This is a genomic window from Tepidiforma thermophila, assembly GCF_002563855.1.
Classification (GTDB): domain Bacteria; phylum Chloroflexota; class Dehalococcoidia; order Tepidiformales; family Tepidiformaceae; genus Tepidiforma; species Tepidiforma thermophila.
Window position 1 is genome coordinate 2,712,968 of the sequence record NZ_PDJQ01000001.1, and the last position, 12,323, is coordinate 2,725,290.

14 protein-coding genes are annotated in these 12,323 nt (G+C 71.0%); 6 read left to right on the forward strand and 8 right to left on the reverse strand.

Annotation, left to right across the window (positions count from 1 at the left end; genetic code table 11):
• Window positions 1-34 precede the first annotated feature (34 nt).
• Window positions 35-442 carry a VOC family protein gene (locus A9A59_RS13235; RefSeq protein WP_098504722.1) on the reverse strand — a complete coding sequence of 136 codons (408 nt, stop codon included), beginning with the start codon at window positions 440-442 and terminating at the stop codon, window positions 35-37.
• Between the two features lie 57 nt (window positions 443-499).
• On the opposite strand from A9A59_RS13235, the gene A9A59_RS13240 reads away from it, so the two are divergent.
• Window positions 500-1,342 carry a transketolase gene (locus tag A9A59_RS13240; protein WP_098504723.1) on the forward strand — a complete coding sequence of 281 codons (843 nt, stop codon included), beginning with the start codon at window positions 500-502 and terminating at the stop codon, window positions 1,340-1,342.
• Complete coding sequence (locus A9A59_RS13245; protein ID WP_098504724.1) at window positions 1,339-2,292, forward strand: transketolase family protein; 954 nt, start codon at window positions 1,339-1,341, stop codon at window positions 2,290-2,292. Before A9A59_RS13240 ends, A9A59_RS13245 begins: the two co-directional genes overlap by 4 nt.
• On the opposite strand, the gene A9A59_RS13250 is transcribed toward A9A59_RS13245, so the two are convergent.
• Window positions 2,276-2,764 carry a peroxiredoxin gene (locus A9A59_RS13250; RefSeq protein ID WP_098504725.1) on the reverse strand — a complete coding sequence of 163 codons (489 nt, stop codon included), beginning with the start codon at window positions 2,762-2,764 and terminating at the stop codon, window positions 2,276-2,278. The two genes, A9A59_RS13245 and A9A59_RS13250, sit on opposite strands and share 17 nt — an antisense overlap.
• 30 nt (window positions 2,765-2,794) lie before the next feature.
• Window positions 2,795-3,472 carry a winged helix-turn-helix transcriptional regulator gene (locus A9A59_RS13255; RefSeq protein ID WP_098504726.1) on the reverse strand — a complete coding sequence of 226 codons (678 nt, stop codon included), beginning with the start codon at window positions 3,470-3,472 and terminating at the stop codon, window positions 2,795-2,797.
• 202 nt (window positions 3,473-3,674) lie between these two features.
• Between A9A59_RS13255 and A9A59_RS13260 the strand changes: the two genes are divergently transcribed.
• Window positions 3,675-3,872 (forward strand): hypothetical protein, encoded by a 198-nt coding sequence (locus A9A59_RS13260; RefSeq protein ID WP_098504727.1) that lies wholly within the window; start codon window positions 3,675-3,677, stop codon window positions 3,870-3,872.
• A gap of 112 nt (window positions 3,873-3,984) precedes the next feature.
• Here the strand turns inward: A9A59_RS13260 and A9A59_RS13265 are convergent, their stop codons facing one another.
• Window positions 3,985-5,160 carry a CaiB/BaiF CoA transferase family protein gene (locus tag A9A59_RS13265; RefSeq protein ID WP_098504728.1) on the reverse strand — a complete coding sequence of 392 codons (1,176 nt, stop codon included), beginning with the start codon at window positions 5,158-5,160 and terminating at the stop codon, window positions 3,985-3,987.
• 28 nt (window positions 5,161-5,188) lie between these two features.
• Here A9A59_RS13265 and A9A59_RS13270 point away from each other — a divergent pair, with 28 nt between their 5' ends.
• Window positions 5,189-5,530 carry an MGMT family protein gene (locus A9A59_RS13270; protein WP_098504729.1) on the forward strand — a complete coding sequence of 114 codons (342 nt, stop codon included), beginning with the start codon at window positions 5,189-5,191 and terminating at the stop codon, window positions 5,528-5,530.
• Here the strand turns inward: A9A59_RS13270 and A9A59_RS13275 are convergent.
• On the reverse strand, window positions 5,500-6,039 hold the full coding sequence (locus tag A9A59_RS13275; protein WP_098504730.1) for a pyridoxamine 5'-phosphate oxidase family protein: 540 nt from the start codon (window positions 6,037-6,039) through the stop codon (window positions 5,500-5,502). The two genes, A9A59_RS13270 and A9A59_RS13275, sit on opposite strands and share 31 nt — an antisense overlap.
• A 74-nt stretch (window positions 6,040-6,113) precedes the next feature.
• Between A9A59_RS13275 and A9A59_RS13280 the strand changes: the two genes are divergently transcribed.
• Complete coding sequence (locus A9A59_RS13280) at window positions 6,114-6,599, forward strand: flavin reductase family protein (RefSeq protein ID WP_098504731.1); 486 nt, start codon at window positions 6,114-6,116, stop codon at window positions 6,597-6,599.
• On the opposite strand, the gene A9A59_RS13285 is transcribed toward A9A59_RS13280, so the two are convergent.
• Genes A9A59_RS13285 through A9A59_RS13815 form a run of 3 tightly spaced genes read right to left on the reverse strand, consistent with a single transcriptional unit; the run spans window position 6,596 to window position 10,523 of the window.
• Window positions 6,596-8,536, reverse strand: coding sequence for a glycoside hydrolase family 36 protein (locus A9A59_RS13285; RefSeq protein WP_098504732.1), 1,941 nt, complete (start codon window positions 8,534-8,536; stop codon window positions 6,596-6,598). The genes A9A59_RS13280 and A9A59_RS13285 overlap by 4 nt on opposite strands.
• Window positions 8,533-9,279, reverse strand: coding sequence for a nucleotidyltransferase family protein (locus tag A9A59_RS13290; protein WP_165772741.1), 747 nt, complete (start codon window positions 9,277-9,279; stop codon window positions 8,533-8,535). The genes A9A59_RS13285 and A9A59_RS13290 overlap by 4 nt, the downstream gene beginning before the upstream one ends.
• A complete protein-coding gene (locus tag A9A59_RS13815) occupies window positions 9,276-10,523 on the reverse strand; it encodes a galactokinase (protein ID WP_165772742.1) in 1,248 nt (415 codons plus the stop codon). The genes A9A59_RS13290 and A9A59_RS13815 overlap by 4 nt, the downstream gene beginning before the upstream one ends.
• Window positions 10,524-10,540: 17 nt before the next feature.
• Between A9A59_RS13815 and A9A59_RS13305 the strand changes: the two genes are divergently transcribed.
• Window positions 10,541-12,280: an acyl-CoA dehydrogenase family protein gene (locus A9A59_RS13305; RefSeq protein WP_098504733.1), complete on the forward strand. Its 1,740-nt coding sequence runs from the start codon at window positions 10,541-10,543 to the stop codon at window positions 12,278-12,280.
• The last annotated feature ends 43 nt before the right edge of the window (window positions 12,281-12,323 follow it).

The following is a 12,323-nucleotide window of genomic DNA, read 5'->3' on the forward strand; positions in this document are numbered from 1 at the left end:
GTACGGCGGCCTCCGGCCTGGCGCCGGGCGGGGGTCAGGCGCGGGGCTGGGTGATGCGGAAGTGATTGCCGAAGGGGTCGCGGGCGCCGCAGTCGATGCCGTAGTCGCGCTCCATGGGCTCCTGGGTGATTTCGACGCCGCGGGCAACGAGGGTTTCGTACGCGGCGCGGCAGTCGTCGGTGTGGAAGATGAGGAAACCGCCGGCGGCGCCTTTGGCGACGAGGTCGCGCACCTGTGCGGCGGTTTCGGGGTCCATCATGGGGCCGCCGGGCTCCTGGAGGAGGATTTCGCGGCTGTCGCCGGGGACGCCGACGGTGAGCCAGCGCATGACCCCGAGGTCGACGTCGGTGCGGACTTCGAGGCCGAGGGTGTTGACGTAGAAGTCGAGGGCGGCGTCCTGGTCGAGGACGTAGATCTGTGAGATGGCAACCTGCGTGAACATGGCAGGGAGTGTAGCGCGCGTTCCGTGTTCGTGGGCGAGGCCGTATCCTTGGCGGCGATGCCCACCAGCCTTGCCCCCGTTTCCATCGACGAACTGAAAGCCATCGCGAAGCGCATCCGGGCGCACATTGTGCGGATGGTCTATGAGGCGCAGAGCGGACACCCGGGCGGGTCGCTTTCGGCGGTCGAGCTCGGCGTTGCGCTCTACTGGAACCATCTCCGCTGCGACCCGGCGAATCCGGAGGACCCGAATCGCGACCGGTTCATCCTCTCGAAGGGCCATGCGACGCCGTTCTACTACGCGGTGCTGGCCGAACGCGGCTTCTTCTCTACGGAGCTGCTGACGGGGTTCCGGAAGCTGGGCAGCCCGCTGCAGGGACACCCGTCGATGAAGGCGCTGCCGGGCATCGAGATGTCGGGCGGATCGCTCGGGCAGGGGCTGTCGTTCGCGATTGGGCATGCGCTTGCGGGGCGGATGGAGGGGCGGGAGTTCCGGTGCTGGGTGATGCTTGGGGACGGCGAGCTGAACGAGGGGCAGGTGTGGGAGGCCGCGATGGCCGTGCCGCACTTCGGGCTGGGGGACCGGATCATCGCGCTGGTGGACCGGAACGGGATCCAGAACGACGGATTCGCGGACCGGATCATGCGGACGAACCCGCCGGCGATGTTTGCGGGGTTCGGGTGGAAGGTCATCGAGTGCGACGGGCACGACATGGCGGCGGTGGATGCGGCGCTCTCGGAGGCGGAACAGCCGGACGAGCGGCCGCGTGTGGTGGTCGCGCACACGGTCAAAGGGAAGGGTGTCTCGTTCATGGAGAACAACCCGGGCTTTCACGGGAAGGCGCCGACGCGGGAGCAGCTGGAGCAGGCGCTGGCGCAGATTGCGGAGGGGCTGGCATGACGCAGGCGGCACCGGCAGCGGCAACGCGGGAGGCGTACCCGTACGCGCTCATCGAGCTGGTGGAGCAGGGCGTGGACGTGGTGGCGATCGACGCCGACCTTTCGGTTTCGACGATGGGGTACCAGTTCGGGGAGCGGTACCCGGACCGGTGGTACACGGTCGGGGTGGCCGAGCAGAACATGGTGGGCATCGCGGCAGGGCTGGCTGCCTGCGGGAAGACGGCGTTCATCGCGAGCTTTGCGGTCTTCCTGCCGGGGCGCTGCTATGACCAGCTGCGGACGTCGGTAGCGCAGCCGCGGGGCGGGCTGAACGTGAAGTGCGTGGCGAGCCACGGCGGGATTACGGTCGGCGAGGACGGGATGAGCGCGCAGGCGATTGAGGACCTTGCGCTGGCGACCTCGCTCATCCCGTTCGATGTGGTGGTCCCGGCGGATTTCGAAGCGGCGAAGCAGGCGATCGTCGCGGTCGGGAAGACGACGCGGCCGGCGTATGTGCGGACGGGGCGGCCGAAGGTGCCGGCGATCTACGGGAGCGACTACCGGTTCGAGCTGGGACGCGCGACGAAGCTGCGTGACGGGAGCGACGTGACGCTGATTGCGTGCGGTGTGCTGGTGGGCATCGCGCTGGAGGCTGCGAACCTGCTCGCGAATGAGGGGGTCTCGGCGCGGGTGCTGGATATGGCGACGATCAAGCCGATCGACCGGGAGGCGGTGCTGGCGGCGGCGCGGGAGACGGGAGCCATCGTGACCGCGGAGGAGCACCAGACGACGGGCGGGCTGGGGACGGCCGTCGCGCGCGTGCTGGCGGAGACGGTGCCGGTGCCGATGGCGTTCGTCGGCGTGGACCGGTACGGGACGAGCGGGAAGTGGGACGAGCTGCTGACCTACTTCGACCTGACGCCGGCGCGGGTTGCGGCTGCAGCGCGGGAGGCGATCAGCCGAAAGCGGTAGGGGCGGAGGAGCCGGTGCGGGGCGCGAACTTCTCGAGCGCCTCGAGGACTTCGGGGACGTGAGCGGTGACGCGGAAGTCGTGGCGGAGGGCAGCGCGGATTACGCCCTCTTTGTCGATGACGTAGGTGACGCGCGGGGGCATCCAGGGGATCCAGCCCTTCGCGTCGTACAGCTCACGGAGCTTTCCATCGGGGTCGGGGATGAGCGGGAAGGGGAGGGCGTGCTTTTCGCGGAAGGATGCGTGGCGGTCGGCGGAATCGCCGGAGACGCCGATGATGATGGCGTCGTGGGCGGCGATGGCGCTGTAGTTGTCGCGGAAGGAGCAGGCCTCGGCGGTGCAGCCGGGGGTGAAGTCCTTCGGGTAGAAGTAGAGGACGACGTTTTTTTGGCCCCGGCAGTCGGCGAGGCGGAAGGTGGAGCCGTCGTCGAGGGTGGCGGTGAAGTCGGGCGCGGGCGTGCCGGGCTTGAGCATGGGCGGGGGACCTCCGTGCGGGCGGGGTAGCTACTGGGTGCGGAAGCAGGCCTGGATGGCGGCGGCGGTTTCCGGGGAGCCGATGAGTTCGCCGACCTCTTCGGCGCGGGCTTCGCCGCGGATGAAGCGGAAGAAGCCGCTGGTGTCGGTTTTGAGGATGACGTCGGCATCCGGTGCGCCGTTGCGGCGCGGATGGAGGTGGCCATCGTGGATATCGAAGGTCCAGGCGTTCTGGTCGCCGGCGTCGGTGATTTCGATGGTCATGCGGGCATGGAGGTCTTCGGCGCGCTCGGGGTGGAAGGAGAAGGTGGGGATGACGCGGACGGCGAAGTCGTGGCTGACGCGGGTGCCGACGTGCTCTTCGCGGATGGGTTCGACGTACTTGCGGCCCCAATCGAGGAGGGCGAGGAGGATGGGGCGGATGTGCCAGCCTTTTTCGGTGAGGGTGTATTCGACGCGCGGCGGCAGGGCTTTGAAGTAGTGGCGTTCGACGATGCCCATGGCCTCGAGGCGGCGGAGGCGGTCGGAGAGGACGTTGGGGGACATGCCGGAGCAGCTTTCGAGGATGTCGTTGTAGCGGTGCAGGCCGGACATGAGGTCGCGGATGATGAGGAGGGTCCAGCGGTCGCCGAGGATATCGAGCACCTGGGCGATGACACAGGGGAGGTTGTAGGTACGGCCTGTGTCGGAATCGGCGCGCTGGGCCATGGGCGGTGCTCCGGTATGGGTAGTGTCAAGGTTGTGCGCGGCGCTAGCACCGGGACTATTGACATGATAGCGCCGAATGCTATGATTCGCCTACGAGCGCTGCTACAGAAAGGCTAGTACCAGCACTCCACTGGAACTAGCCTAGCCCAAGGGCAGTTGCCGGGTCAACGAGTACGGAATTTTGGAAAGGGGGTCCACCACCATGGCTGATGCCACCATCGAGACGACGAAGGCTCCCGAGGCTGGTCACTTCCACCGCTGGCGGATCGAAGAGCCGAACGGCCCGACGAGCCGCGGTGTCTGCAAGGTCTGCGGCGCGGAGAAGCAGTTCAAGAACTGGCTCGCCGAGGGCGACTTCATTACGAACGAAGAGCACCGGGCGATGGCCTCCGCGGCCTGAGCCCTCCGTCCTCCAGGGCAGCGGGCGTCCTCTCCCGCCCGCTGCACCGCGACACCAGCCGCCGCCCTGCCCGGGGCGGCGGCTTTCGTTTGCCGGCGGGAGATCCGGGCGGTCAGACGACGCCGCGGCGGGAGAGGGCTTCCAGCTCCTGAGGGGTGAGGCCGAGCAGGCCGCAGTAGACCTCGCGGTTGTGGGCGCCGAGGGCGGGTGCGGGGCCGGAGACGGTGCCCGGCGTTTCGGAGAGGCGGGGGACGATGCCGGGCTGGAGGAGGGGTCCGTACACGGGCGAGTCGAGGGTGATGACCTGGTCGCGGGCGAGGTAGTGGTCGTCGGCGACGATGTCGCTGACCTGATAGACCCTGCAGGCCGGCACCCCGAAGCGGTCGAGGACTGCCTGGGCCTCGGCGAGGGTATGGCGGGCGACCCAGTCGCGGATGATGGCGTGGATGGCTTCGTGGTTGGCGAGAAGGTTCCGCCGGGGCGTGAAGCGCGGGTCGCGGACGAGCTCAGGCTGGCCGATGGCAGCACAGAGCTTTTCGAAGCTGCGCTGGGTCGTCGCGTTGATGACGAGCTCGCAGCCATCGGCGGTGGTGAACTGCTCGGCGGGGACGACGCCGGGGAAGTAGTTGCCGCTCCGGGGTCGGTCGCGGCCGGTGAGGCCGTAGCCGGCGGCGTGGGTGCCGCTCATCCGCCAGACGGCTTCGTAGAGGGCGACGTCGACGTCCTGGCCGCGGCCGGTGTGGTCGCGGGCGCGGAGGGCGGCGAGCGCGCCGAAGGCGGCGAAGATGCCGGCGCCGTAGTCGGCGATGAAATAGCCGGGGCGGACGGGCGGCCGGTCGGGGTAGCCGGTGACGGCGGTGATGCCGGAGAAGGCGAGGGCGACACGGTCGAAGGCGGCGCGATCGCGGTAGGGGCCGGTCTGCCCGAAGCCGGAGATGCGGACGACGACGAGGCCGGGGTTGGTTTCGCGGAGCGTCCCGGGGCCGAGGCCCCAGGCTTCGAGGGCACCGGGCCGGAAGTTCTCGACGAGGACGTCGGCGGTATCGACCAGGCGGCGGAAGAGCGCGCGGCCTTCGTCGCAGGCGAGGTTGAGGGTGACGGATTTCTGGCCGCGGTTGTCCTGTTCGAAGGAGAGGTTGCCGCGATTGGCTTCGCCGGTGCGGGGCGGCTCGACTTTGATGACCTCGGCGCCGAACTCGGCGAGGAGAGTGGCGCAGAAGGGCGCCGCGAGGATCTGGCCTGCGGAGATGACGCGGATACCGGCGAGAGCGGGGAGGACGGGCGGCATGGTGACTGCGGATGATACGGTTCGCGGGATGGGCGATGCACGCAAGGGGCCGCCGACGTTCTACGAGCGGGTGTACGCGCTGGTGTGCGCCATCCCGCCGGGGCGGGTGATGACGTACGGGCAGGTGGCGCTGGAGCTGGGGGCGCCGGCGGCGGCCCGGGCGGTCGGCTACGCGCTGGCGTGGCTGCCGCCGGGCACGGAGGTGCCCTGGTGGCGGGTGGTGAACGCGCGCGGCGGCATCAGCCTGCGGGGGCGGGGCGAGGAGGCGGAGCTGCAGCGCAGGCTGCTGGAGGACGAGGGCGTCGTGTTCGACCGGGAGGGGCGGCTCGACCTGCGGCGCTACCGCTGGTTCCCTTCGGATGGCGGCTGACCGGATTCGCGGGCGAGCTTCGTGCCGGGCAGGTAGTAGCGGTCGTGCCAGATGCCGCGGTAGGGTTCGCCGCGGACGGGCATGCGCCAGGTGCGGATGCGGGCGCCCTGGAGCGGCACCCGGATGAGGGCGCGTGGCTGGTCGATGGTTTCCTGGATGTAGTGCTCGGCGGCCTCGGGCGGGACGTAGCGCATGGCGATGCGGCGGTAGAGGTCGCGCCAGGCGGCATCGTCGCCGGGCTGGCGGACGACCTCGGCCACACCTTCGATGACCACTTTGCGGTAGGGCGGATTTTGGTCGTCGATGGTGAGCGCGACGCGCGGGTCGTGGCGGATGTGGTCGAGCCATTCGGAAGCGGCGCGCGGGGTGATGTAGATGGCGTCGTCCTCGCAGATGAACCAGACGGGGGTGACGTGGGGAGCGCCGCTGCTGTCGACGGTTGCGATGCGGCAGAGGATGCCGGGCTGCTGGAGGAATTCGTCGCGTTCGCGGCGGTCGAGGGCGGGCATGGGGACCTCCGGGCGCGCGGGTGCGCGGTTTGGGTAGGATACGGGCAACGAACCGAACCGGGAGGGATGAACCGATGGACGAGCAGGCGCAGGCGGCGAAGAAGACGCTGCTGCGGATGATCCCGTACGGGCTGTACGTGCTCGGCGTGCGGGACGGCGATGAGGTTTCGGCGGCAGCGATCAACTGGGTGACGCAGACGTCGTTCACGCCGCCGCTGGTGGCGATGGGCGTGAAGAAGGACAGCGGGGCGTACGCGCTGCTGAAGCGGACGGGGACGTTCGCGCTCTCGTTCCTCGAGAGCGGGCAGGGCGACATCGCCTATGCGTTCTTCAAGCCGACGACGGTTGATGGTTCGAAGATCAACGGGCAGGAGACCGAGACGGCGAGCAATGGGGCGCCGGTCATCGCTGCGGCGCCGGGGTACATCGAGGGGCGCGTGGTGGGCGAGGTGGACCTCGGCGACCACAGCTGCGTGGTGGGCGAGGTGACCCACGCCGTGCTGAAGCGGGAGGCGAAGCCGCTGACGCTGGACGAGCTCGGGGTGAAGTACGGCGGCTAATCGAACCAGCGGGCCTCGCCGGGGGCGAGTTCGACCACGCGGGTGTAGCCGCGGTGGAGGACAGCAACCGTGCGGGGATAGGGCCGGTCGTTGCGGAGCTGGAGCCGGCCGCTGACCGGGCGCTGGTAGAGCCCGGCGGAGGTGATGTGGCCGGAGTCGCCCACGAGCCGGGGCGTCCGGGCGGGGGCGTAGACCTGCCAGAGGGTGCCCTCGTGGGGGCGAAGGTAGACGTCGCCCATGGGGAGCGGCCGCCGGTTCCAGATGTCGAAGCCGACCTCGCCGGGCTTGAGGAGTTCGGTCCAAGGGACCCAGAGCGGGGCATCGGACCAGTTGAGGACGCCGACGAGGGCGCGGCCATCGCCGAGTTCGGCGCGCCAGGCGCGGGGCGCAGGGCCATCGCCCGGCTCGACGGGGCGGGCGGCAACGCCGGAAGGCGGGAAGAGTGCGAGGGCGAGCTCGCGGCGGGCCGGGGGCAGCTTCGGGAGGTCGTCGCTGGCGACAACCATGCCTCCGCTGAGGGCGATGGCGGTCGCGAGGAAGCGGGTCTCGGCCTCGCCGAGTTCGGTATCGGTATCGCGGACGATGAGGCAGTCGGGGTCGTTGACCCACCAGCGGCCGTGCATCCAGTTGCGCTGGAGGGTGAGCCGCATGGCGTGGCGGACGGAGGGGTTGGGGCCGGCGGCCCACGTTTCCTTGACGTCGGGGCCGACGCGCATGGCATCGACGAGGCCGATGGCGGGCCCGAAGTGGCAGGTGCAGCCGAGGAGGAAGACACCGTCGCCGGCTTCGTCGCGGATGATTTCGAGGCCGCGGCGGAGATTGGCGAGGGCGGTGGTGCCGGGCCGGTGGTAGCGGACGGTTGAGGCCGGGCGGGCGGCGTAGGAGCAGGCATCGAGCTTGAGGTAGGTGTAGCCCCACTCCTGGACAACGGTGCGAATGACGTTGCGGAGCCAGGCTTCGGCCTCGGGGTTGGTGCAGTCGAGGATGGCGCAGCGGCCGAGCCCGGTCTGGACGAAGGCGGTTTCACCCGCGGGCGTGCGGAGGACCATGCCCGGGTGTTCGCGCAGGGCGACGGAGTCTTCGTGGAGGACGAAGGGGGCCAGCCAGAGGCCGGGGCGGTAGCCGGCTTCGCGGATGCGGGCGGCGAGGGCAGCCATGCCGGACGGGAACTTCTCGTTCGGGACCAGCCAGTCGCCGGTGCAGGACTGGTAGCCGTCGTCGACCTGGACGAAGTCGGCCGGGTACCCGTCGCGGACCATCTGCTCGAGGTTGGCGAGGACGTCGGCTTCGGAGACGCGGTTGTAGAAGTAGTACCAGCTGCACCAGCCGGTCGGCACGGACCCCGGGACGCGTGCGCCCATGCGGGCCGCGACCTCGTCGGCGTACTGCTCGATGAGGGCGAGGGGGTCGCGCCCTCCGCGGAGGGCGATGGGCGGCAGGGTGACGGATTCGCCGGGGGCGAGTTCGAGGCCATCGACGTCGTAAACGAGGGCGATGCGGGTGACGGTCGTTTCGCCGGGGTCGAGGGTGACCTCGACGTCGAAGAAGAAGCGGTCGGGCTGGAGGCAGGCGACGAGGAGGGCGGGGGCCGGGTGGCAGGGGAGCCAGAGGACGGCCTGGTCGCGGCTGATGTACGTGATTCCGTCGTCGGAGGGGCGGGCGAAGCGGCCATCGTAGCCTTCGGGGGCCGGTGCGCCGAAGTTGCGGACGAGGGCATCCATCCGCCTGTAGCGGCCGTGGACCCAGAGCCAGCCGTCGGCGGCGGGGGTATCGCAGTCGGCGACGAGACGGACGTCGCGGGGCGCGATGGGAACGGATGCTGAGTTGGCGAGGGTGATGGAGAGAGTGCCGGCGGCCGGGTCGTAGCGGAAGGCGGAGTCGAGGCCTGCGGGGAGGTTCTCGGGAACGAGCCAGAGGTCCCAGGGGAGGGTGCTCATGGGGCAACGTTACCGCGCCGGGCGGATTCGGCGTAGCGGCGGGCGGCGGCGAGGGATTCGGGCGTGCCGATATCGAACCAGGGGCCTTCTACCGGGACGGCGCGGAGTTCGATGCCCTCGTCGACGGCGGCTGCGAGGGCGCGGGGGAGTTCGTACTCGCCGCGGGGGGACGGTTCAAGCCGATCGACCCGGGGCCAGACCCATTCGTCGAGGACGGCGGGCCCAGCGTTGTTCCAGTTCGTGGCCGAAGTGCCGGCTGGCGGCTTCTCGACGATGCGGGTGACGCGGAGGGCCTCATCGACGTAGACGGCGGCGCCGGCCCACGGGTCGTCGACGGGGTTGACGAGGATGGCGCCGCCGCCGGGCGGGACCGCGGCGAGGAGGCGGGGGTAGTTCTGCGGTTCGACGAAGATGTCGCCCCAGGTGGCCAGGAACGGGCCGGGGGCGAGGTGCGGGCGGGCCAGGGCGACGGCGCGGGCGGTGCCTTCGAGCCGCTCCTGGGTGACGAACTGCACGGTGAGGCCCGGGACGGGGCTCGCGGCGAGGGTTTCGAGGATGCGCTCGCGGAGGTGGCCGACGACGATGACCGCCCGTTCGATGCCGGCCGTAGCGAGGGATTCGAGCGTGCGGAGGAGGAGGGGCCGGCCGCCAATTTCGAGCAGCGGTTTAGGGGTGTCGGCGGCAAGCGTACCGAGACGGGTGCCGCGGCCGGCGGCGAGGACGACGGCCTGCCGGGCGGTCACAGGAGGGCAGCCCCGTCGGAGGGTTCGACGGCGAAGGCCGGGCCGCCGGCCGCGGCGAGGGCGGCTTCGATGACCGCCGGCTCGCGGCCGCGTTCGCAGGCGGCGATGGCGAATCCGCCGAACCCTGCCCCGGTGAGGCGGGCGCCGGCGGCGCCGGCCTTCGTCATGGCGGCGACGAGGGCATCGAGGGCGGGCGTCGAGCAGCGGTAGTCGTCGCGGAGCGAGGCGTGGGAGGCGAGCATGAGCTCGCCGAGGGTGCGGAGGTCGGCGGCTTCGACGGCGGCGCAGGCGAGGTCGACGCGTTCGGCTTCGGCGAGGACGTGGCGGGCGTATGCGCGGACGGGCAGGAGGACATCGGGGTCGAACGTGTCGGCGGCGAGGCCGACGAACCGCTCGACAGGGACACCGAGCGAGGCCGCGGCTTTGCGGGGGGAGACGCGTGCGGGGAGTTCGTCGACGAGGATGGGGGCTGCATCGATATCGGCGACGTTGCCGAGCACGGGGGTGCCTTCGAGCTCGGCGCCGAGCATGTCGGCGATGAGCGCGGCGGCGACGCGGGTCGCGACGACCCGCTCGTTGTAGGCGGCCCGGGCGGCGCCGCCCTTGGGGGCGGGCTGACCGGAGGAGGCGACGACGAAGGCCCAGCCGGGCGGGACGGGCAGGTGGCGCGTCGAGGGGGGCAGGAAGTCGATGCGGAGGAGGTGGCCGGCCCGGGCGAGGGCGATGACCTGCTGGTCCATGCCGCCGGTTTCGGCGCCGGCGATCCGCTCGGCGCGGGCTGCGAGGTCGGCGAGTGCAGGCGGTCCGAGGCCAAGTCCGAAGAGGCCATCGAGGCCAAGGAGGAGGCCGACGACGAGGGCGCTGGAGGAGCTGAGGCCGCTGGCGGGTGGGAGGTCGGAGGCGATGGCGACCCGCGCGCCGCGCCCCGCAAGGCGGTCGCCGAGGACGGCGAGGGCGGCGGCGAGGTAGCGGTGCCACGGCTCGGCGACTGTGGCGGGGTCGGCGTCGAGGGGGAGCGACGCGGGCACGGGAAAGCCTTCGGAGACGGCTTCGAGCCGCGGGGCATCGGCGGGGCCGACCGCGAGGAGCGTGGCGCGGCCGATGGCGAAGGGGAGGACGGGGAGACCGTTGTAGTCGGTGTGCTCGCCGATGAGGTTGACGCGGCCGGGGGCGCGGACGAGGAGGGCGGGTTCGGCGCCGAAGTGCTCGCGAAAGGCCGCGCGAGCGGCGGAGGCGGGTTCCACGGGGGTATTATCCGGCCATGACGACCGTGACCACACCTTCGAACCGCGCGATGCCGACCACCCGGGGGATGAACTTCTTCGAGGCCGACCCGAACCTCGAGCGGGCGCTCCGGGTTTATGCCGGGCCGGAGGATGCCGAGCGGGCGCTGCCGCACCTGCGGGAGGTGGGACGGTGCGCGGGCGACGAGCTGGACGAGCTGGCGGCGCTGGCGGATGCGAATCCGCCGGTGCTGCGGACGCACGACCGGTTCGGGCGGCGGGTGGACGAGATCCTGTACCACCCGGCATTCGTCGAGATGCAGCGGCTCGGCTTTTCGCGGTTCGGGTTTGCGGCGATGTCGCACCGGGAGGGGATGCTGGGGTGGCCGGGCCGGGTGCCGCACGTGGTGAAGTTCGCGCTGAGCTACGTGTTCGTGCAGGCGGAGTTCGGGCTGTTCTGCCCGATTTCGATGACCGACTCGGCGGCGCGGGTGCTGCGGATGTTCGGTTCGCCCGAGCTGCAGGCGCGATACGTTCCGCGGCTGACGAGTACCGATTTCGGCGAGCTGATGCAGTCGGCGCAGCTGCTGACGGAGCGGACGGGCGGGAGCGATGTGGGGGCGAGCGAGTGCGTCGCGCGGCTGGTCGACGGTGAGTGGCGGATCTGGGGCGAGAAGTGGTTCTGCTCGAACGCGGGGGCCGATGTGCACCTTGCGCTGGCCCGCCCGGAAGGGGCGCCGGCGGGCACGAAGGGGCTGGGGATGTTCCTCGTGCCGAGGCTGCTGCCTGACGGGAGCCGGAACCGGTACGTCATCCGGCGGCTGAAGGAGAAGCTGGGGTCGCGGTCGATGCCGACAGGGGAATACGAGTTCGAGGGAGCGACGGGGTACGTAGTGGGGAAGATCGACCGCGGCTTCGCGCAGATGGCGGAGATGATCAACGTCTCGCGGCTCAGCAACGGGATGCGGGCAGCGGCGCTGATGCGGCGGTCGCTGCTGGAGGCGGCGGTCCACGCGCGGGGCCGGGCGGCGTTCGGGCGTGCGCTGTTCGACCTGCCGCTGGTGCGGGAGCAGCTGTTCGAGATGGTGCTGGACAGCGAGGCTGCGCTGGCGATTGTGCTGTTCGCGGCGCAGGCGCTGGACCGGGCGGATGCGGGTTCGGAGCACGACGAGCTGGTGGTGCGGATCACGACGCCGCTCATCAAGTATGCGAACTGCCGGCGGGCGCGCTGGACGGCGGGGATGGCGATGAACATCCGCGGGGGCAACGGGTACATCGAGGAGTGGGTGAACGCGCGGCTGCTGCGGGATGCGCACCTGGGGAGCATCTGGGAGGGGGCGGAGAACGTAGTGGCGCTGGATGTGGCGCGGGCCGCGCTGCGGAACGGGGCGCACGAGGCGCTGTTCCGCGAGCTGGAGACGCGGCTGGACGGGGCGACCGACGACCTGGCCCGGCGGGAGGCGGCAGCGGTGCGGGAGGAGATGCTGCGCGTGCGGCGGCAGTTCGAGCGGCTGCTGCAGGCGAGCGAAGACGAGCGGGAGGCGAAGATGGCGGCGATGTGCGACCGGCTGGCGGCGGCGGTGTGCGCGACGCTGCTGACCGCGGAGGGGGACCGGGAGGCAGGAGCGGGGCAGGGTTATGGCAAGCTGCTGGCGGCGCGGGAGTACCGGCGGCGGTACCTGGAGCGCCAGGACCCGCTGGAGGCGGACACGGGGGCGCTGCGGTGGCTTGGGGCGCTTGTTGACGGGGCGCCGGTGCCGGCCACAGCGCTGGGGTAGGCGGGGCGGGGTCAGCGCGCTCCCGGGAGGGGCCCCTCGCGGG